Source organism: Mycoplasmopsis glycophila (assembly GCF_900660605.1).
Taxonomy (GTDB): domain Bacteria; phylum Bacillota_I; class Bacilli_A; order Mycoplasmatales; family Metamycoplasmataceae; genus Mycoplasmopsis; species Mycoplasmopsis glycophila.
Genome location: NZ_LR215024.1, coordinates 933,180 through 958,383 on the forward strand (window position 1 = coordinate 933,180; position 25,204 = coordinate 958,383).

Annotated in this window: 4 protein-coding genes and 1 pseudogene; 3 read left to right on the plus strand and 2 right to left on the minus strand. The window is 27.5% G+C overall.

All coding sequences use genetic code 4. From position 1 onward, the window contains the following. A complete protein-coding gene (gene uvrB / locus EXC46_RS03655) occupies nt 1–1,995 on the minus strand; it encodes an excinuclease ABC subunit UvrB (protein ID WP_027333888.1) in 1,995 nt (664 codons plus the stop codon). 501 nt (nt 1,996–2,496) lie between these two features. Here uvrB and EXC46_RS03660 point away from each other — a divergent pair. From EXC46_RS03660 to EXC46_RS03670, 3 genes and pseudogenes are all read left to right on the plus strand, one after another. Further along, nucleotides 2,497–5,073 (plus strand): DNA topoisomerase IV subunit A, encoded by a 2,577-nt coding sequence (locus EXC46_RS03660; protein ID WP_027333890.1) that lies wholly within the window; start codon nt 2,497–2,499, stop codon nt 5,071–5,073. Nucleotides 5,074–5,240: 167 nt separating this feature from the next. Beyond that, a pseudogene (locus EXC46_RS03665) lies at nt 5,241–6,921 on the plus strand (IS1634 family transposase). Between the two features lie 264 nt (nt 6,922–7,185). Further along, on the plus strand, nt 7,186–11,811 hold the full coding sequence (locus EXC46_RS03670) for a PA14 domain-containing protein (protein WP_052353030.1): 4,626 nt from the start codon (nt 7,186–7,188) through the stop codon (nt 11,809–11,811). A gap of 282 nt (nt 11,812–12,093) precedes the next feature. Here the strand turns inward: EXC46_RS03670 and EXC46_RS03675 are convergent, their stop codons facing one another. Then, a complete protein-coding gene (locus EXC46_RS03675; protein ID WP_129622193.1) occupies nt 12,094–24,417 on the minus strand; it encodes a lipoprotein 17-related variable surface protein in 12,324 nt (4,107 codons plus the stop codon). Nucleotides 24,418–25,204: the final 787 nt, after the last annotated feature.

The following is a 25,204-nucleotide window of genomic DNA, read 5'->3' on the forward strand; positions in this document are numbered from 1 at the left end:
CTAATTGTTTTTTTGTAATTCTAAAAGAATATCTCTTAATTCAATTGCTCTTTCGTAATCGAGCTCTTTCGCGGCTTGATTCATTTGTTCTTTAACTTGTTTAATAATTTCATCTTTTGATTTTTTGCTATCTTTATTTTTGATATTTTTTCCTTCTTGTGATTTAGAAAGAAGTAGTTCCACTGCATTCATAATGTCGTGCCCGTGAATTGGTTCTGGAATAGGTTTGATAATAGTTTTAGGAACTATATTATTTTCTTTGTTGTATTTAATTTGTAATTCTCTTTTTTTAGCATTATCATCGATACAAATTTGCATACTTTTGGTTATTTTATCAGCATATAAAATTGCTTGTCCGTTCGCGTTTCTGGCTGCACGTCCAACAATTTGGATTAAACTGCGTGCGTTACGCATAAAGCTTTCTTTATCAGCATCTAAAATAATTACTTTAGAAACTTCAGGCAAGTCAATTCCTTCTCTTAATAAATTAATTCCGACAACAACTTCATAAATTCCGCTTCTTAATTTTCTTAATATTTCATTACGAACAAAAGTATTGTGTTCAGAGTGGATATAAGCTGCTCTAACTCCTTTTTCAATCAGGAATGTCGAAAGCTCCTCGGCCATTCTTTTCGTAACTGTTAAAATAATTGTTTTTTCGCCTGTTTCGCGTTGTTTAATGATTGTGTCATAAATATCTTCAACTTGGTTTTTGGTAGGCTTGATAACTATTTCAGGATCAATTAAACCAGTTGGACGCACATAAAGCGGGATAACTTGATCTGTTTTTTCTAGCTCATAATCCCCAGGTGTTGCAGAAATATAAATTTTTTGAAAATTAAACTCTGTTTCTCATTCTTCAAATTTGAGTGGTCTATTTTCAAGCGCACTAGGTAAACGAAAACCATAATTGACAAGCGCTTCTTTTCTTGATCGATCACCTTTATACATTGCATTTAATTGAGGAACAAACATATGTGATTCATCAATAAACATGAGCGAATCTTTCGGGAAGAAATCCAAAATTGTAAAGGGTCTTTCTCCAAAAGTTCTTTGATCTAAGTACATTGAATAATTTTCAATTCCCTTGCAATGGCCAAACTCTAACATGTCATCAATATCATTTTTAGTTCTTTGATTTAATCTTGTACTTTCTAAAAGTTTACCTTCTTTATTAAAGTTGGCTATTGCTTTATTAAGTTCATCTAAAATCATTGGAGCAATTTGTTGATAAACATTTTTATCTGTTGCATATTCACTACCTGGTGATAAAGTATAAATATTGACTTTTTCACGAACATTTTTAGTTAATGGATCAATTAATGCAATTTCTTCAATTTCGTCACCGAAAAAACTAACTCGAATTGCTAAATCTTCCTTATCTGCAGGGTGGATTAAAACAACATCACCTTTAATACTAAAAGTACTTGGTTTAAGATCTACATCATTACGTGTATATTGCGAATTGATTAAAGCATAATTGAATTCCTGAATTGAAATCTTTTGACTTTTATAAAACCTAAAAAACGCATCTTTATAAACTTCAGGATTTAAAGCACCATAAATTGCACTAACACTAGCAACAACAATAACATCTTTACGAGTCATTAATGAATTTAATGCACTCAACCTCAAGATTTCAATTTGTTCATTAGTTTTTGAGTCTTTTTCGATATATGTATCTGTTGAAGGAAGATATGATTCAGGCCTAAAATAATCAAAGTAACTAATAAAATATTCAACAGCATTTTCAGGGAAAAATGACTTTAATTCCGAATAAAGTTGGCTAGCAAGTGTTTTGTTGTGTGATAAAACAATTACTGGACGATCAAAATTTTTAATAACGTTTGCAATTGTAAAAGTTTTTCCACTTCCAGTAACTCCTAAAAGAACTTGTTCACTCACGCCTTCTTTAATATTTTCAACTAGCTGTTTAATAGCACTTGGTTGGTCTCCTGAAGGCTCATAATCGGCTTTTAACTTATAAATGCTCATATTGTAAATTCTATTACCTTTCGTTTTTATTTTTTAAATTAGTTAACTTGATAAAAAAGATAAATTGAAGAATTTTTATCAAACATATAAAAATAACACTTAATAAAACCAAGTTGGACTTATTAAGTGTTTGATTATTTTGATTAAATTACTCAGCAGCAGCTCTTTCTGCTCTTCTTTTGTCTCTAGCTGTTTCTTTAGCAAGTTTTTTTGCTCTTTTTTCAGCACGTAATTTATTTTTTAATCTAACTACTTTACGCATTTTATTCCTTTACTTTTAAATATTTTGAGTGTTTTGTATTTTTGTATAAAAAATAATTTAAATTATGATTTGTTAATTTAATTAAACATATTTTACATTATTTTATAAAAAATATAAATATGATAAATTCAAAAAGATTGTTGGTTTTATTTCTAATTTCCCTTTTGCTTTTGTTATTTTCGTTTTAATTGTTAAAAATTGATAAAATTAAATTAATTACAGAGCACAAAGGAAAAGTTATGAAAGAAAATATTCTATCAAAAATCATTCAAGAATCATTAGATAAAATTATGTCTGATCGATTTGGTAAGTATTCAAAATACATTATCCAACAAAGAGCACTACCTGATGTTAGAGATGGTCTAAAACCGGTGCAAAGAAGAATTCTTTATTCAATGTTTGGCCTTGGTCTTGAGCATGATAAACAATATAAAAAATCAGCAAGAATTGTTGGTGATGTTATTGGTAAGTATCACCCACATGGTGATAAATCTGTTTATGATGCAATGGTCAACATGAGTCAATGATGAAAAAATAATATTCCGCTTTTAAATATGCACGGAAATATTGGTTCGCTTGATGATGACCCTGCTGCTGCGATGCGTTATACAGAAGCTAAAATGAGTCGTGTTTGTGAATTTATTTTAAGTGATATCAAAAAGAATATTGTTCAATTTGTTCCTAACTATGATGATTCAGAAATTGAACCAGTTGTTTTACCATCAATTTTTCCTACCGTGCTTGTTAATGGAACTCAAGGAATTGCAATCGGGATGGCAACTGACCTTCCACCACATAATTTAGGTGAAATAATTGATGCCACAAAATATAAAATTAAGCATCCTAATGCTTCTTTAAGTGATTTAATGCAGTTTGTCAAAGGCCCTGATTTTCCAACAGGTGGGAAAATCTATGGAACAAATGGTATTTATGAAGCTTTCGAAACTGGAAAAAATGATAAACATAGAATCAAACTATTTTCAAAATATCAAGTTTACACAAAAGGTAAAAATCAGTTTATCGAAATTACAGAAATACCTTATGGAGTGATTAAATCTAAACTTGTTTATGAAATTGATTTAATCATCAACAATAGTGATATTGCAGGAATTATTGAAGTTCGTGATCAATCAGATCGTGATGGAATTAATATTTTAATCACACTAGAAGAAGATGCTAATGTTGAAAGTATTTTAGGTTATTTATTCCAAAAAACCCAAATGCAAGTCACTTATTCTTACAATAATGTTGTAATTGATGAAGGTGCTCCGAAAATTTTAAATTTATCCAAACTTCTTTCAAGTTACATTAAACATATTAAAGAAATTAAAACCAAAACTCTCGAATACGACCTTGAAAAATATAAATTAAGGCTTGAAATAGTTGAAGGTTTTATTAAAGTTAGCGAAATTACAGATCAAGTTATTCGTGTAATTCGTAAATCAGAGGGCTCAAAAGCTGGAGTTATTAAAGACCTTATTGCTCATTTTGGATTTACAGAAGTGCAAGCACGTGCAATTGCGGAACTTAGACTTTACCGTCTTAGTAAAACTGACAAAGAAGCTTACTTACTTGAAAAAGCTGAAATTGAAAAAGAAATTGCTAGAATTAAGCTTCTTTTATCAAACGAGAAAGAGTTTAATAAATATATTATCGGCATGCTCGAAGATATGAAAAAACTTCTAGCTACAACTAGAAAAACAGAAATTATAAATGAAGAATACAATTTCAGTTATTCAGAAACTGATTTAGTTAAAGATGAAATTGTCAATATTGGTATTTCCAGAGCTGGATATATTAAAAGAATTTCACAAAAAGTTATGGATAGCAATGATTTTAAAAATTATGTACTCAAAGAAAATGACTATTTAATTCACTATGAAAAATCAAGCACACTTAATAACTTTTTAATCTTCACTAGCTTTGGAAATTATGTAATTCTACCTATCTACAAAATAGCTGAAGTAAAATGAAAAGAACTTGGAATGCACTTAACTGATTTTGTTGACTTACATCCAAATGAAGAAATTGTCTCGATTATTGAAGTTAATAATTGAGATACATTAATGTATATTACACTCGGAACGCAAAATGGAATGTTCAAGAAAGTACTTTTAAAAGATTTTAAAGTTTCAAGAATCAATAAGAGTTACACAGCAATTAAATTAGATGAAAATGATATTGTTGTAAATGCTTGTCCAAGCGATGGAACTAAAGATATTATCATAATTACTAAAAATGGTTTATCAAGCAAATATTCAGAAAATAATTTAGGTTTATATGGAACTAAAGCAAAAGGAAATAAATCAATTTATCTTTCTGTAAAAGATCAAGTTTCAAACTTTACTCTAGCTTCAAATGATGATGTTATTACTTTCTTAACAGACGATGGACTACTTAAGAAAATTAGATGTAAAAAGATTCCAAACATCCCTAAAAACATTAAAGGAAAACCAATTTTCAAAGAAGAAACCCAAACTACTGATTTCCTTGTTTCTGATATGTATCCTACAAGAGAAGATGATCAACTTCTTATCAAAAATACTTTAGGTGAAACATTTTTAGAACCAATTAAAAAATATTCATTCTCAAAAGCAAATCCTACTTTAATTGAAATCGAAGTAGATAACTTATACAAAGTAAGAATTAAGAAACATTATCAAGAATGAAAATACATAACCAATAAAAACTTATTCACTAAAGAAAAAATTGAAGAAGAGACAGAAACAATCAATAATTCAGCTAAAAAAATCGAAGAAATTGATTTTGATGAAATTGACAAAAAGCTAGCCGAATATAGAAATAAGAAACTTTAAATTGCTTGTTTAATAATAAATAAAAAAACTCAATACTTATTTGCGTTTAACGCAAAAGTGTTGAGTTTCCTGAGTTTCCAAATTGGAAGCTCTTTTTTATACCTTTTAACCTATTACTTATATACATAGTATATAAGTACAATTTTTAATTATTTTCACTTTTTACAATGATAATAATATATCTCATAGATATGAGTAACTACATTCTATATAAAAGAAAAAATCCAAAAGTGATTTATATTGCATTAGGAATATCAAAAGAATACGGTAAAGGGATTGGGAATTTAGTTGGATTAGGTTATTGAGAAGAAATTAAAGAAAAATATTCTCTACAAAACATTAATGATTTAAAGCCAATTGCTAGATTGGTTCCTGTTGGAGAAGATAAAATTGAAGTTAAAACCAAATTTTTCCAATTGCTTAACCCAACATCTGTCGAAACAAATGTAAAAAACGTTGGTATTGAACTTATTTATAAAGTAATTAAAGAACTAGATTTATTTAAAGCGTTACCTAAAACTAAACACAAATCTTTAGAAGAAGTATTGGAATTTATTGTTGCAACAAGCATAATTCAACCAAGAAGTTATATTTGTCAATACAAAAACAAAAATGATTTTTTACATGAGATAGATGTAAAAAAATCTTCAATTTATAACTATTTTGATACTTTTTTAGAATATAAAAATGCAATTTTAGTCAATATTTATAACAAAATGCAAGAATTGACAACTAGAAACACAAAATTAATGCATTTTGCTAATACAACTGTTTATTTTCAAAGTTTTTCAAGAGATGGTTTGAGACAAAGAGGTTTTTCTAAAGACGGAAAGCATGATGAAGATCAAATTGTTGTGGCTATGGTAGTTGATAATAATGGCATTCCTTTTCACTATAAAGTTTTCCAAGGAAATACTGCATATTCTAAAACTCTTGTGAAATTTTTAGTCTAAATGCAAAGAATTTACAAAATAAAAGACACAATAATTGTTGCTGATAAAGGTATTAGTCAAAATGCAAATTTAAGATATTTAGAACAAAAAGGATATAAATATATAGTCTAGAAACGTATTGATATTCTCGGAAAAGAAGATAAAGAATTTATAGTAAATGATCAAGGGTTTGTTCAAGAAAATGATTATTTTACTAAATCTAGATTGGTCCAATCTGTTTGAACTAAAAACAAAAATAAAAAAAGATATAACGATACCTTTAGAAAACAATTTGTCTATTTTAGCCCTTCGAAACAAACTTTAGACAAAATAAAAAGACAAAATCTTATTAATAAATTAGATAAAAAGTCTATTAATGGTGAATTCCCATTAAGTGCTTTGGTTCCTGAATGCAAGAAAAATTATATGGAAGTAGATGGTAAAACAGTTGGAAGATTAAATATCGAAAAAATTAAAAAAGTCGCTAATGAAGATGCCTTTTATATGATTGAAACCAACATAACAAATATAGATTCAAAAGAAGCGAATGAAATATATAAGGGACAATGAAAAGTGGAAGAAGGTTTCAGAACCTTAAAATCAGCAATCAAAGTTAGACCGATGTACGTTTATAAAGACGAGCATATTCAATCTCATGTATTTTTATGCTTTTTGTCTCTAATTGTTTTGAAATATTGCATTTATAAATTAAAGAAATTTTATAAAGATAATGGAGAGATCCAAAAAAATCACAATGAATCTGTTTATAGATGCATTGAAGCTTATAACAATCACAACAAAGACTGTGAATGGTAAAGTTGTAAGTGAAATCAACAATAATTTAGATCCAGAACATAAGGAATTAAACAAAATATATAGTGATTTTCAATATGCGATTGATGGTCCATCATTGTAATTTAAAAGTGCAAAAAATGAATACGCATTATTTGTATGTGTATTCGTTTTTGTCTTCATTACAACTTGGAAATGCAGGAAAACATAGGTTATTCTTCAAGACCAAAATATTATAAATTAGAAAAATCACACGCAAATTTCAAATACGTGATTTTTTTGTATCCAGTTTAACCTAACATTTTATTTGCTATTTAATAAATATTAAATATTATTTATTTAGAGTGTTTTTGTTAAAATATAAAAATACATTAAATAAGGAGTGTGTATGAAAAAAAATAAAAAGAAAGTACTAATAGGTGCACTTGCTCTTTTAACTCCGCTTACAATTGCAAGCGTTGTAACTACAACTTTAATTTTGAATAACAGAAATAAAAAAAATCTTATTCAACCTGTGAATCCAAATCCAGTAGAACCTACACAACCTACTGATTCAGAGGAGCCCACAGAACCAACTAATCCTAATCCTGTTAATCCTACTCAGCCTACTGATCCTGTTAATCCAAATCCAGTAGAACCTACAGAACCTACTGATTCAGAGGAGCCTACAGAAGCAACTAATCCTAATCCTGCTGAACCTGCTCAGCCTACTGATCCTATTAATCCAAATCCAGTAGAACCTACACAACCTACTGATCCTGTTAATCCAAATCCTGCTGAACCTACTCGTCCTACTGATCCTGTGAATCCAAATCCAGTAGAACCTGCACAACCTACTGATTCGGAGGAGCCTACAGAGCCAACTAATCCTAATCCTGCTGAAACTACTCAGCCTACTGATCCTGCTAATCCTGCACCAGAAGAATCAAAAGAATTGACCGCTGAAGAAACTAATTTATTATTTCAAAATGCATCTGTTATAGTTGAAAATAATGGATATTTTACTTCAACAACTGGTGTTTTAAATATCAATATTGAAGGGTTTGATAATTCTCAGAACAACTTAGTAATTAATCAATATAGTTGAAGTTCTAATAATGAATTTTTGAAAAATACTACAATTCCACAATTGCAAATCCAATATAGTGATATCGAAACAGATACAACTTATTCAGTTGTAATTAAAGGAACTTACAATAATAAAACATTTGTTAAAACTTTTAATAACTTAATAGTTCATAAAGTTAATCCACTTAGTGAAGTTATTTTGCAAAATCGTGATAATGTAATCATAACCAATGGAAATCCAATAACTTTAACTTTAAATAAAACAACCAATTTGGATCTTTCTAGAACTCAGTGATTTTATTTTAATAAAAAATTAGATCAAATAGGTTCGTCATCATATGAAACAAACAGACCTGGTACATACTATGCTATTGTATTTGATAATGAAGGTTTAAGTTGAAAAACTAACGAATTAGAAATTGAATCTGACAATTTCCAAAACACAGATCCAAGTTTTGCAGCTAATTTAAGTGAAGCTTTTGATATTGTGACTTATCAACAAAAATTTTTAGGTTATGAATCACGTGAAAATAAAATAAATAACCAGTTCTATGAAACAGAATTATTAAATCGTTATTCTTCACAAGGTTTTAGATATCCAGGTTGAGATTATAATTATGAAGCTAATAATAGAGAAAATTCATTTATGACTTTGGATGGTGAAAGAGTTAATATTTCAAACTTAGTTTTTGCTGAAAGAGTGCCAGGAGAAACAGATGTTAAATATTCAGACCCTCAATGAATTAAATCTCAAATCGCAAGTGGTCAATTGAAAAAACACCCAGCAGCGGCTTTATGATATCAAAAGAATGTAACTAATGAAACTAAATCACTTACTAAGGAATTTAAAATTGATGGGAGTTTTTCAGGAAGTAATGCTTTAGGTTTATATATTCCAGCAGGTGAAATTGCAGAAATTGAATTTGATGCTGAGACATATAATGTTTTTAAAAACGCATGAAATAAAGATTTACCAATCAAAATTCATATAAATCAAAACTATTGAAACAACAGAGATTTTAACAATACAGCTAGAATTTCTAACCGTTATCCTTTTGTACAAAGTTCCTTTACATTCCAATTTAGTGAGATAGATCCAGAAACTAGAAAAATTAAAGTAGCTTCACCTTTTGGAGGTTCTTTATCATTTGAATTAAAACAAAACTTCAAATATAATGGAAATTTTGCTTCTTTAAAATTCAAAGTTTATGGTGCGGTAGAACAATTCCATTATGTTTATGATCAAACCACTGAAGAACAATGAAATGCACAAATTACGAAAATTAAAAATGGCGAAATTACCGCTCCTGTTGCTTCGATCCAAACTAATTATTCTTCAATTTTAGTTCCTTTCACCACTCCTACATCTGTTGCTGGAGTGGAATTAGATAATATGGTTTTCCCAGAAGAAGTCTTTAAGAAATGAAATAGTTTTTATGAAATGTCATATTATTGAGGAGATTACTGAAATCCTAAAATAGCTTTAAATTATTGTGATGATATTTGAGACGGAGCTGGAGCTTGAGGAGGTACAAATAATCTTTGAGCTGCTATTAGTTGAGCTAAAGGATATTATGATGGTAAAAGTTTAGATTTTGGTTTTGCTAATTGAGGTAATTACCATGAAATTAATCATAACTTTGAACAACATCAAGATCCATTCAATATTAAGAATCATGGATGAACAAATATTCCTTCAACAGTTGATTTAGCATTTATAAATGACAGAACAAGATTACGTAATTTTGCTAATTTTACAGGTGATTTAGATGAAGGTTGAGCGAGATTGGCTAATGGATACATTTTAAATGCTAAAAAAGCCAATAATAATGATTGATATTCATTATATGCAAATATGGTTTATCAATATGGACCAATGAATTTTGCCAATTGAATTAAAGCTTCTGGAAAAAGTAAAAATTCAGAAAAATTTTTCACTACTATAATTTATTTAGCAGATTACTTTAAATTAAATCCTTTATATGCACTTAAACAATATGCTTCATCTGTGACTACAGGGGAAACATTACAAAAGAATTTCACAGTAATTAAAGAAATTAATGGTGATAGTTCTCAAGAAAGATCGGTTACTCCAGAAGAAGAAAACAAATTAAATAAATATCCTGCTTTTGATTTTGTTTCATCTATTTATGCTGTTGGAAACTATTTATATAACAGTGAAACAAATAATTTCGAATATACTTCTGATACAATGCCTGCTTTCCAAATTCCAGCTGGTCAAGATTATGTTTTTGATTTTGAAAAAGGTATTGCTTCATTTAATCCTAATTTTAGAATTAAAAACATTCAAGTTCCAACTCAAACTAAATTGGGTAATTCTTTAACTATAGATTCAAATAATAAATTTAAAGTTACTTACCATGCTAATGCAAATACTTTTGCCGAAATTGATGAATTTGATTTAGATATTATTCCAGATGAATTTGATACTAAACCAAGTAATTATGTACCAATGTACAAAATGAAAATTAAAATTAGAAATGTAGTTAATCGTCCGGTGATGAAACTATATCCAAGTTTAAATTCTAATGCAAATTCTTTTGAAGAGCTTTATGCTGCTTACACTCAAATAGATCAAAATGATATTATTTCGTTTGTGCAAGATTTTAATTTTGATGAACTTAATTATTTAACCAAGAATAGGGCAAATACTCTTTTAGAATCAACAATGAAATTCGTTGCTCCTAAAACAGGAACCTTTGAATTTAAAGCATTAGCTGATGATTGATCTGGTGTTTGAGTTAATAATCAATTAATCGGAAGCAGTTTAAATGCTTCTAATAGTGAACAAAGTTTAGGTTCATTTGAATTTGTTAAAGGTCAAGTTTACGAAATTAAATTAGCAGTTTATAACAAAGCAGGTGCTGGTAATATGAATTTCTGATTGGCTAATGACACAGAAAAAATTAATTTAGTTACAAATTCTATAACCCCTACTTTAGAAACTAATAATTTAAATGCAGATCAACTTCGCAATTTAATTGAAAATCCAGCTTATCAATATCAACGCAGATACAGAACTAATGAAAGTAAAAACAAAACTCAAATTTCAAGATATATTAAAAATCTAGGAATGGTGGAACCGCAATTTAGTAACGCCAGAATGGCACCAAAATTTCCAGAATCTGATAAAGTATTTGATAATGATATTAATACATATTTCGAAAAATTCTATGGCAATGCTACTCAAAATAGACCGGTAAGATTAATATATCAAGCTAGTGAAAGTTTTAAAGCTAACTTTATTGACATATATCCAAGACAAGACTATTGACGTTGATATGTACCGAATGAATTGACAGTATTAATTAAAGAAAAAAATTCTGAAGAACGTCATGAATTCAATTTATATTATGATTTTAGTTCAAGATGAAGCAATTCTTCTTACCAAAGAGTTTTCTTCGATCGTGTTTATGATATAGAAGAAATTACTATTTTAGCTAGAAACACTCTTAATACAGATAGATATGGAATTACTTTAGCTGAAATTAAATTCGGAATTAATTTAAATACTGATAGCATCATTCCAATTAACAGCGAAAATAATAGATTTTATGGACATTGAGAAATAATAAGCAATGAAAGAGGTGATGTAGAAAGTCCAATTAATGGTTTTGTAGCTAAATCCGTAACTGCTAATGACTATATTAAAATTCCAATTAATTCACCAGAAATGGTAATTATGGGACAAAAAGGCCAAGATATGTCCACTTTTGATGTTTATTTTGATGATGAATTAGTAGGTAAAGACATTAGCGCTTCTAACCAATCAAACAACACATTATTATTTAATGAGCTATTATTTTTAACCAAAATTACTGATACAAATATAAATTGAAATGATTCACATACTCTTAAAATTGTAAACAAAGAAAACAAACCATTAGTTTTAACATTTATTTCATATAAAGATATTCAGAACTAAAAAAATGCCTATTTATAGGCATTTTTTATTGCTTTGTTTCCAAGTTACAATCCTGAGTTTCCAAGTTAGACCTCAAAAAATGAGGTCTAACTTGGAAACTCAGGATTTAAAAGTGCAAAAAACGAATACGACTTATTTGTAGATGTGTTCGTTTTTTCTTGATTACAACTTGGAAACGCAGTAAAAATCCCGCAAGTTGGAAATACGGGAAAAGTTGTCAAACTTAGGTGAACAAAAAAAGTTGAATATTGCTATTCAACTTTTTGTTTTGGAAATTAGTTTTTATTCTTCGTCTTTTTTCGACTTTTTAGCAAGAAAGTAGATGCTAAGACCAATTCCTGCGGTAAATAATCCAAGTAAAATTCATCATAAAATACTTAAATTCTCTGCTTTTGATTTTGTTTTTAATGCTTCTTGTATTGCACTGTAGATTACTTCGGAGGCATCTTTTTGTTCAATGCTATTAATTAAATTAATATCATTTTCACTAATTTGCGAATTAGGTTTATTGGTAATTTCAAAGTAGTTTTTATCACTTAATTCTTTGTTAAATTGACTATATTTGTCTGAAATAATTTGATTAATTGAATTTAACGCTTCATCAAACTTACTTTGATCTTTATTAATTAATGAATCAACTAAGTTCATTTCACCGTTAGCAACTTGATTCAATTGTTCTTTTTGAGAAACTAATTGATCTTTTAAATTCCTTAATTCTTCGTGTGTAACTGCAAAATCGACTGTGTCGTTAATTGCAGCAACTAAAGCGTCTTTTAGATCTTGATAATTTTCATCAAGAACATGTGAATTACGGTAGCTAGTTAATGCATTTGTTAAGTCATTGTATTTTTTCAATCCATCAACAATCTTGTCATAATCTGGATTTGTTACACCAGCATCAGCAAGATCTTTGATTAATTCATCTAACTCGTCATTATTTAAAGTATGGTTGCTAATTTCATCAACTAATTTCTTAATTAATTCGTTAGCTTTAGTAATGTCATCTTTAAGTTTGTCATATCAGTTTTCTTGACTTGAGTCAGCATTTATAACTTTATCTCTTAATTGTTCTTTATCTGTGTTAGATAAATTGGGCTGTTCATTAATTAAATTAATTAACTCTTGTTTTTGATCGTTAATTTTTTGAGCTTCACGGAGAATTTCATCACGTTTAACTGGATCTTCTTCATTTTGAATTAGATCTTTAAAATGTTCTTTTTCTTGCGCAGAAAGATTTGGTAATTCATCAACAATGTTTTTCAAGTCATCTTTATTGTCATAAATTTTCTTGATTGCATCTTTGATTTTATCAATTGCTTCTTGAATTTCTTCAACTGTTACATTTTCAAGGTTTTCAAGAACTTTTTTACCATCTTCAATTGCAGCATCATAAGCATTTTGTTTTTCTGGAGTCGAAGTAGTGTAAGGAGCTTTTTGGACAAACTCACTTCCTTCATTGACTAATTTTTCTAATTCCAGTGCTTCAAAAGCTTTTTTAAGTTTTAAGTACACATCATTAGTTTCATCAAAATTAAGATTTGCGGTGTCATAAGTTTCAGGATTTTCATTATTAACTAATTTTTTAGCATCATTTAAAGCATTTTCGTAGTTATTACGTTTTTCTTCAGATGCTTTATTATAGTAGCTTGAACCTTTAATTTCGTTTTCTTTTGCAATTTCATCTTTTAACTCTTTCATCTTATTATCAAGATTTTGAGCTTCATCTAAAATTGCTGGGTTATCAACCAAGTCATTATTCTTAATTTTGTTAATTAAATCATCTTTTTGACTTTGATTAAGATTTTCAAGGTTTTGAATAGCTTTAATATTATTGTTTTTATCAGCAATTAATTTATTAAGTTTATCTTGCAATGTAGCTACTTGGCCTGCTTCATCATTATGTTTATCAATGTTATTTACTTGTGCTATTAAATTAGCTTTTTCATTTGGCGATAAAACTTCTGAATTATTAATTTGTTCAATTAAATCATTTTCTAAACCATTTAACTCTTCATATGAGTGCTGTAATGATTTATCATTGTTTGATAATAAATCTTCCAATAATTTATTATCAACACCATTATCTAAATCTGATGTTAATATTTTTTTAGCTTCAGCTAATTTATTATCAAATTGTTCTTTATTATCAGCTTTATTGTATTTTGTGTTATTTGGATCAGCGATTGATTTTTCATAGTTTTTGACTAATTTGTCTAAAGCTGCCATTTTTTTACTTAAATTAATTGCATCTTCATAAGCTTTTTGTGCTTCTGCTAAATCAGTTGCATTATTAATTGCTTCTTTAGCTTCAGTTAATTGTTTTGGATTAAGAATATTTGGTAAATCAGGTTGATTTACATTATTTTCTAATTTATTAATTAAAGCTTCTTTTTGAGCATCAAAAACAATTTTGCTAAAGTCTTCTGGATTAGTAATTACATTATTTTCATCTAATGTCATTGGTTTATCAATGATTTGTTTAATATATTCATTTTTGTTATTTTGATCTAAATCATTATTATCAATTGCTTTAATTTGATCTACATAAACTTTTTTGGCATCATTAATAATTTGTGCTTGCTCTTTTAATTTCGCAATTGTTTCATCTGTAATTGGATTTTGATTAAGTTGTTCTTTAAATTTTGCTTTTTCATCTGCACTTAAATATGGTGCATTATCAACATATTTAAGAGCTTCATCACGATTAATATTGGTATTAGCTAATTTTAGATCATCAATTGCTTTTTGTACTTCATCTAAATTTGCATTGTAATTAAATGCATCATTTGGATCAGTATTTTCTTTACCATTTTTAATTTTATTAGCCACATTTAATGCATTATCAAAAGCTTCTTTATTATTTTGATCTGCGTTTTGATATGCACTTGAATTAGGTACATCTTTAACATTTTTAATTGTTTGTTTTAACTCAAGCATTTTGTTATCTAAAGCAGCTGCATTATTTTCAATTGTTTCTAATTGATCGTTATCGCTTGATTTAATCTGATTAATATATGCATCTTTTTGTTGTTGATTCAAGTTTTCATATGCTTTAATTCGATTAATTGCAGCTTTTTTAAGAGCTTCAATTTGAGCAATTTCACCTTTAATATCATTTAAAGTTAATTTTGTACCATCATCATTAGCTTTTTCTAAAGTATTAGGATCTAATGAATTTAGTTTATTAATTAAATCTTCTTTTTGTTTTGGAGATAAGTATTCATTATTAGTTACTTCTTGAATAGCTTTTTGAATATCACCATCTAAGGCTTCATATTTAGTTTGAATTTCACCTTTAGTATTAGTTTCTTCGTTGCCAATTCAATTATCTAAATTATCTGTACCTAAATCAGTAGCATTTGTTTTCTCTAATAATTTTTTAGCATCTTCAATTACTTTATCAAAAGCATTTTTAGGAGTTTCAGAAGCATAGGTATATTTGTCTAATGGTTTTTTAGCTTCGTAGTTTTTAACTATTTCATCTAATTTAGCCATTTTATTATCTAAGGTTTGGCCATTGTTTTTAGCTTCATTTGCTTTATCTAAGTTTTCAGCAGTTTTAATTTTATTAATTACATCATCTAATTGTGCTTTGTTTAAATGAGTAAATTCTTTTTCTGCTTCATTAACTAAAACTTGTTTATTTGTTTCTAATTCAATTTCTTTTACTTTTTCAATTGAATTAGTGTCAGGGTTATCAATTTTGTTTTTTAATTCATTTGCTTGTTCATCAGTTAATTTATTTGCTTTAACTAATTCATCAATTTTAGTTTTTAAATTATTTTTAGATTCTTGTAAATTAGTTAAGAAGCCAGAAATTGTAACTGTTCCTTCAGTAGTTGAATCAATATTATTTAAACCATCTTTTGTTGACTGCAATACGTATTTAATGTTTAAGTCACCAGTTTCATCATTAGCAGTAATATCCTTAATAATAATTTTAGCTTTTGAAGTAGCTGGATTTTGAATTAGAGTTGTAAAGTATGAATTTTCATTATTTGCAAGTACTTCAGCTTTTTGATTAACTAATGAACTTGCTTTGATTTGTGCTTTGTCATTTGGCACATAATTAATTGTTTTAGTTACTTGATTATTATCAACTAAAGCATTTAATCTTTGTAATTCGGTTTGTAAACCAGTAATTTGTGCAGTTTTATTAACTACATGAATATCAGTTAAATTAGTACGTTTTGAATAAATATTATATTGAATATTCAATGTACCATTTCTATCATCAGAACCAATAATTGTTATATCTTTTGCTTGATCATTATCAGTAGCATAAGGTGTGATGTTATTTAAAATCACATCAGATGGACTAATATTAGTTTTATTTGCAATTGTATTTGCTCAATCATAATTTAAATTTTGTAATCTTTGTAACTCAGTTTTGAAGTCAGTAATAGTATTAGCATTCTTACTTCTTGTTTGATTAATTGCAATTTCAACATTATTTCTTGATTGAGATACTAAAGTATAGCTAACAGTGATTTCACCTTTTCTATCATCGCGACTAATAATCTGCATTGAACCAGATTTAAGTGCTATTTGTGCTTCATTTAATTCACGATTCTCGCTTAATTTGACTTGAACATTGTTTGCTACAACATCGCTTATATTAAAATCCGGTAAATAATTTTCTTTATTTGGATAATCAATTACCAAGTTTGGAATTAATCTTTCAATTCTATTTTCTTCTTCCTCCTCATTGGTTACATAGCCTGTAAAACTTAATAATGGGTTTGAAGTGTTAGATTTAATCACAGGTGCTTTAGATGGTGCATCTGTTCAATCACCATCAATTAAACTATCTTGACCTTCTAATGGACGAGTTGAAATTAATTTATATCCTAATTCAATTGTTCCTGTCTCATCATTAGCATTTTGAGTATCTAAAATAGTTTCTATTTGTACATTTTGTCCTTGACCATATTGAGTTAATTCAACATTAAAGTCATCTGCAGTTAATTGTGAAGCCTTTTTCTCATTAGCTTCCTCATTTTTTCTATCTTCTTTAGCAGTAATTGAAACAGGTTGATTTTGTTGAGTTACTAAATCATTTAATCTATCTAATTCAGTTTTAAAACCTGTTAAAGTTACATATTTGTAATCAGATTTAACATCAGTTAAACCTTCTTTAGTTGATTGTAATTTGTATTTAATTCTTAATTTACCAGTAATATCATCATAAGCAATGATTTCTTGGTCACTAAAAATATGATCGCTAGCCGGAGAAATTTCTCAAGTTCAATTAGAATCATTAATTTTAACTTTTGAAGCTAAAATTTGATCTCTATTTGAATAATCAATTGTATGAGTATAACCATCTTTTTTATCATCAGGATTGATATTATCTAATCTTTCTTTTTCAGCTTGTGCTAAAGTTTTGAAACCTGTTAGTGATCCTGATTTAGTTTCTGCTGATTTAATAGTATTTAGATCATGGCCACTTACCATTCCTCTAGTTGAAACTAAACGATATGTATAGTCAATGCTATTAGTTTGATTATTTGGTGTTTTTGAAACAATTTCTACCCTAGCATTTTCTAAATTATTTAAAGTTAAAGTTAAATGATCTAATGCTTCCTGTGGTAAATATTGAGCATAATCAGCACTATCAATACCAGTTAATGAAGCTGTTGCAACTTTATTTTTAAATAATTCATTAAGTCTTTTTTGCTCAGTTTTAAAGTTGTTTAAAACAACAGTTTGTACATCGGTATTTACATTTTTGTAAATACCACCTTTAGTACTATGAATTACATAAGCTACTGTAATTGAACCATTTAAATCATTTTTATCAGTAATATTTTGAATAATTATTTCAGCATTATTATCTGTTGAATTGATAACAGCATTAATTCCTGAAATTTGTGAACTTGAAGCTAAAATTTGATCACTATTTGGATAAGTAATTTGTGCATTAGTTACTAAACTAGTTAATCTTGCTTTTTCAGCATCTTGATCAATTTTGTTTTGTTGAGCTTGTGTTCTGAAACCAGTAATTACTAAGTCTTTGTTTTGACTTTCTGGTGCTTCATAATTAGTTACATTTCAATTTGAAATTAATTCATTTTGAGATTTAGTTGTTACTAATTTTAAGTTTAAAGTATTTTGACCAGTTGAATCATCTGGTGTAATTGAATTAATAAATGCACTAGCTTTATTTGCATTTTGTTTAGTTGCATCATATGAATAGTTAGCTTTATCATTAGCTGGATTAACTGAAGGTAATTGATTATTTTTAGTTCCGTTAAAAGTAATATCACCTTCAACTAAACTATTTAAAAGTTCATTTAATCTTTGCGCTTCAGTTTTAAGTCCAGTAATAATAATTTCTTTTGGTTCAGAATAAAAATCTTGACCATTTTTATTACTTTTTAATTTATAAGTAAGTTTAATTGCTCCAATTACATCGTTGTAACCTGCAATTGTCTTATCAACAACACTAATAGTATTATCTTCAGGATTTAATTGAATTTGATCTGGACTGAAACTTGAAGCTATTTGAGTTTTATCAATAACTACATTAAGATCATCATTAGTTTTGGCATCTAAATCAGCTTTTTCACGATCTAAATTACTTTGGAAACCAGACATTGTAGCACTTAAAGTTTTAGAAACTACAGTGTTATTAGCAATATCACTTCTAGTTGATTTTAAATGATAAGTAATTTTAATGCTGCCATCTGGATTTGCTTCCGAAATAGAATCAATTACTAATTCAACATTGTTTTGATTATTAATATTAGTTAATTGTCCATTTAATTGTTCTGCTAAATATCCCGAAATATTTTCTTTAGCTACTTCATTAACGGTTGTTTGATTTTTAGCCTTTGTCCCACTAAAATTAAATTCTTTTTGCTTGTTGTCAATTAAATTATTTAATCTCTGTTCTTCAGTTAAATAACCAGTAATGGTAATTTCTTTATCTGTTGAAGTTAAAACTTCACCATGTTTATTGCTTTTAACTACAAAAATTGCAGTTAATGAACCAGTAACATCATTTCAATTTTTAATTGATTTAATTTCGATTCTTTCGTTTGCATGATTTGCATTATCATTTGTTGCAAAAGCAATATTAATATTACGTAGTGTCTGTTCAAATGATGATGCTAATTTTGTGCTATCTGGTGTACCTACAAAATTAGCTTCATTATAGCTATTAATGGTATTTTGTTCTTTTTCTTTATTGCTCATAAACCCAGTTATTTTAGTTTGAGCAGTTTTTGAAACAATAGTTTGATTATTTAAATTATCTTTAGTTGATTGCAATTTGTAAGTTACAATTACAGCATGCTCATCAGTTGGATCAGGTGCAACAGAATCAATTACGATTTGAGCTTTATTGTTTTCGCTATTAGCTAATGTACCATTAAATTGTGTTTTAGTTAAGTCTTCAATAGCATTTTGATTTTTAGTTCCATTAAAATTAATAGTTTTTGCAATATTATTATCATCTATTAATTGATTCAATCTTGCTTCTTCTGTTAAAGTACTTAAAGCATTATTTCTACTTAATGTATAAGTAGTATTAGATTGAAGAGTTTCCAGATTCTCTTTAGTTGATTGATATTTATAACTTAAATCTAATTTACCTGTTACTTCATTTTGATTTGAAATAACTAAATTAACTGGTTTTACATCCGCAGGAATTGTAGAGGTATTAAATTCAATATCATCTTTAACAATTTCACTTGCAGTTTTTGAACTTTGTGCACTATCCTTGACTTTTACACTAGCACTTTGCAATGAATTTAATCTAGCTAATTCAGCATCATAACGTTGTTGACCATTTAAGTTATTAATTGCATTTTGAATTTTAGTATTTAATGAATCAACATTAGTTTTATTCATTAAATCATTATTGTTATCAGTATTTAAAGCAGTTAATAAATCTTCTGCTCCCTTAATTACCCCACCTTTTTGGTTATTATTTTTAGCAGGATTGCCGTCATAAGCAGATCTTAAAGCATCTGTTGTATAAAGGTAATTATTTCCTGTAACAATATTATTTTGATTTGTTATAAAGTCACGCAAAGTTTTCATTGATGCATTTAAAGCACTATTATTAGCATCTTGAGTATTAACACCAGCAATAGTATTTTGTGACTTAATTAATTCAATTGATTTTGCCTTTTGTTTTTCAGTTAGTGATGAATAATCTGAATTAATTTTAGCTATGGCATCATCTTTAGCTTTTTGTAATCTTTCTTCACCATTTAAATTAGTAATTGCATCTTGAATTGTTTTAGTTCTTTGTTTTACTTCTGTTAATGATAAATTAGATCCTTGGGTTTTATTAACATCAGTTTTTTGTTTATTTACAGCATTATCTAAAGCACTTTGATTATCTGCTTGAGTATAATCAATTCCTTGTTTAATTGTATCAATGTTATTAGTTGCCTCAATGTAAGTTTTCATTGCATTATTTAAATCATTTGCAGCAGCAACTTTTTGGTCTAATTGATCAATTGGAGCATTTTGGATTGCTTCTTTAATAGCATTTTTTTGTGCATCATTTAAATATTGATAATTATCAATTTCTCTTTTTTTAGCATCTCTTTGATTTTGTTCATATTGAGCTTGAGTTAAGAAACCAGTTCTAGTTTGAGGATTAGTTACATTACTATAAATATTGTTATTATTTACAGTTTGTCCTTCAATTGTTACAAGATCACTTGCTGATCTTGTAGTTTTAAATTTATATGTATAAGTCAATGAACCAGAAACATCATCAGTTGCAGTTTGATTTACATTTGTTAAACTAATTTGATTAGTATTAGCAAAATTTGAATCAATTAAATTAACATTATAATCAGTATTTAATATTGAATCTGAAGCACGTTTAATTGGATTAGAAACAATTGTAATATTAGTAATTTTATTTGTATTAGAATCTTGATTTACTAAATTATTTAATCTAGTTATTTCATTTTGAAAGCCAGTTATTTCTGCAGTCTTTTCATCAGAAATAGCATTTGTATTTTTAGTTGATTGTAATTTATAAGCAATTTTAATTTTGCCAGTTATATCGTTATAACCAAGATATCTAACACTATTTGCATAAATTTTAGTATTAGTTGGTAATTGCCATAGAATGTCAACACTTGAATTATTTGCTTTGACAACTGTTGAAGCTTGAATATTAGCTTTTTGAGCTTTATCCTTATATTCAGGAGTTGCGCTTAAATTAGCAATTCTAGTTTGTTCATCACTAAAGCCTGTAATTGTGTAGGTTTTATTTTCTGTATAAATATTATCTTTATCGTTAGACTTAAGGATTTTGTATGTAACTACTAAAGTACCAGCATCATCATTACCTTGAATGCCAATAATCTTCGTTTCAACACCTTGGTCATTTGGACTGACGCTTTGAGTAGTAATTAAATTTTGATCTGCTGTGGTTGGATTAATACTTTTATCTGGATAGTCAAAAGTAGCGGTGTAGTCTTTAATTTTTTCACGTTCTGTATTAATATCAGTTCATTTATCAACAATGGTTTTAATGTTTTTATCTGAACCTATTAATACTTTATTTGAATAGTCTTCGTTTGGAACATAAGTGTCTTTATATAGTTGTGCTTGATCAATTAATTGATTAACATTATTTTTTTCTGCTTTACTTAAAAATGAAAGATTGTTAATTTTAGTTTTAGCATTATTTTTAGCAGTGCTGAAAGCTGATTGCATTGCTTGATCAATGGTTGAATAATAGGTTGTATTAATGGCTAAAATTTTGGTTTGAGTGTTATATGTAAAAGGTCCATCTCAACCCAATTGAACTCCTAAATTATTAATAATATTAAATTTTTCCCCACTAGTCTCATCGCCATTTAAAAAACTAAAATTATTAATTTCTTTTTTGAATTCTTGTAAGGCTCCATTAATTTCATCACCAGTTAATTTGTTGATTCAATTTTGTTGTAAAGTGTTATTGCCATTAGTATAAAAAGTGTTTAAAGTTTGAGTTGAATCAAAAATATTATCAATAGTTTTATTGGCCGCATCCTTAAGATTAGCATCAAAAGTATCAAAAGAATTTAAATTAATAGAATTGGTTGATTTTGTAAAAACAGCATAATTTTTAAAATCATTTTGAGCTTTTTGTTGTTCAACAATTTGGGTTTTTAAATTATTTTTTTCTGCTTCCAAATCATTTAAATTTTTAATACTATCTAGAACATTTTTAATATTAGATTTATAAGATTCTGAATTTGCCGAATCAAAAGCCTGAACTTGTTCATAATTTGTTAAAGGATTAATTACATTTTGAATCAAATTATTAGTTAGTAAGTTAGCTGCTTTTGAATTGTTATTTGGATAAGTTTGCGAATTAGCTTGAGTAATTTGATAATCATCTAATTTTGCATAAATAGAATCCAAATTATTTTTACCCGAAGTTTTAATTGCATCAAATTTATCAGTTAAAACTTTTTTAATTGTTTGAAGAATTCTAGTTAAATAATCGAAAGAGTCTGCGGTGTCATATTTAGTTGAAGTACTTCTATCTTGGGCATTGGTATCGTCATTATATTCACTAGATTTAAGTTTAATAATGTCAGAATTCGTATTGATAAAATCTTTTAAACTATTTTTAACTGAAATATCAGCTAAAGCATAAATCATTTTATTTGTAGCAATCGCATTTCAATTTTTATCATAAATTTCTGCACCAAGTGCGAATTCACGAATGTCTTTATATTTTTCTTCAATTGATTTTTGTAAATCGTCAATTTGATCTATTTTTGTTTTCCAACTATTTTTAATTGTTTCATTTGTATATTCATTATCTATATTAAGAGATGTATCAGCTTCAACATACTTAGTTAAAGCGTCTTTTTCACCTTTAGTTAATCATTTTTTAGATTGAATATATCTTTTGAGATATTCTAAATCTGTAAATGTGTATTCAATTGGTGCAAAATCAAGATATTCTCTTCCAAAAGTGGTTGAAGCAGAAGCTGTTGTAGATCTAGCAATCATTCTTCATTTTTTTCTGTCAACACCTGAAGCAAAAGTAGCATTTAAATGTAAATTAGATAAATTATTATAACTTTTATAATCTTGATAAATATTTCTTGTTCTAATTACGTTTTTATTGTCATAAGAAATACCATTTTTATCCACATTGTATGTAAAAGCACTATTTCCAATTTCAGAAATAGTTAAATTAGCCTGTGGGATTCCGTCAGTTGCTTTATTGTAAAATTCAAGATTATCTTGAATTTTTTCTTCAGTGTTAAATTTCTTTAAATATGACTGTTTACGATCAGCCATTTTGATAAATCCACCAATAACTTTATAATCATCTCTATTATTTAAATTTCTATATTCTGAAACTCCAAAATATGTTTTACTTCCAGTGGTAGAACTAGTATTACCAGCATATAATTGATTAAAAGGTTCAGTTGAATTATTAAATGGTTTCATTTCTAATTCAACTACAGCTCCTGCAACAATTTCGTTATGTGATGTACTTGTATTAACTCTAAAAACAAACAATCCCCCTTGATTTCGAGTTATATTATCTTTAGTAATAACAGGAGTACCATTTCTAATTATTGAGTGTTGAAATAAACCAAAAGCAACTTGATTATATTTACTGGTTGTGAAAGAAAATTTAGAATTTCTTACCATTTGTGGAGTATAACCTCTAATTAAAACATCATAAAGTTCATTACTTCCTTGTTGTCTAGTGTTTTGTCATCAGTTTCTTTGATTTCTATTTACATCTGACATATTATTTTCGTATTCATCAGGAATATGATCATAGTATGGTAAATAAGCGTAGTCACTAACGTAAGCCATTTTTGACTTACCGTTTATAGTTGTACTAACTGATTTCCCTGTGCTAGTTACTTGTTGCGTTTTACCTATTCATGGGCTTATTTCCATTGTACCAATATTAGCTTTTGGATCATCATTGATATTTATAGTATATGTAGTTAATTTACCTTCAGTTTGATCAATATTAATACTGCTACTATCTTGTTTAACAAATAAGTGGATTTTGATATCACCAACTAATCTAATATCCTCCGAAAAGTAAATTCCAGCAGTAAAAAAGTCATTATTTGTGTCAGCGTTAGTTAGGTTAATACCAACTTTAATTTTTTTACTATTAGTTAATGGATTAAATCCATTTCCATTTCATCAAGAACCAGATCCATTAGGTAATGATGGTGAGTCACCATCTCTTTCTCAAGAATACATATGGCCAATTTCATTAGCAAAACCATCACCATTTCAATTGGTTTGATTAATATTTGTTGGTAAACCTGGGGTTGAAGCATCGAATAATCTATATCATGCATCACCAGTTGCATTTCATTTAAGTTTATTATTTCCAGTTTGACTTAAATTAGTTGCTCCATTTGCATCTAAAGAGTTGTATCACCTATGAACTGTGCCATCAGTATAATTATTATAACCTGTTCAAATATCATCTAAAATATTAGAATTAACTTTATCAAACACATAATTAACATCATTAATTGCAATATTCACATCTTTTTTCGAATAATTTGCTGAAAGAGTCAAAATTAAACTTGAAACAGATAATGAAGATGATAAAAGCAAAATCAATTTTTTATTTTTTCTCATATTTATATCTCCAAATTCAAAAATTTATAAGTAAACTTTACTTTATTATACATATATACCAGAACTCTTTTGTAAATTATTAAATATTAAACGAAATGTCACACCCTAGAGTTTTAAAAATGAAATCTAGATCTTAAATAAAATTTTAATTAATAAGGAGTCAATATGAGTGCGTTTAAAATTACAACACATAAAAAAATGAGTGATTACGAAGAGAGAAAAGCCCACATAATGGCGTGTGTTTTAAGACTTTGAAATAAAAGGACAAACAAAGAACTTGCAAACCTTTATTGCGTCAGTGCCAGAACAATAATTAGATATAAAAAAGAAATAAAACCGTTTGTCGAAAGTGGTTCATTTACTGTTGCTCACAAAGGTAGAAAAAATGAAAATGCTCTCAAATATAAAGATGAGACTATAAATAAAATTATGTGTGATTATTATGATTTTACGGAAGAGTTTTTTCCTAAAAACGCAACTATTAACACTGCTCCTTTTTCGCTTTATTATCATGAAAAAGTAAAACAAATTTTTAACATTAGTTATGCACAAGCTTTTAAAAGAGTTAAAAAGCAAGGTTTTGCTAATGTTCAAATGACAAGAAAATATAAAAATGAATCTAAAAAAATTAGAAGATTGCTTGAACAAGAAATTGGTGAAAAAATTTCGCTTTTCACAAGAATTGGTTCTTTAGAAATAGATGAGCGTGAAAAGAAAAGAAAAAGCGTTTATCAAGCTAAAAATATACATTTAAAATTTGGTGAAAATGTTGAATTAGACGCTTGTA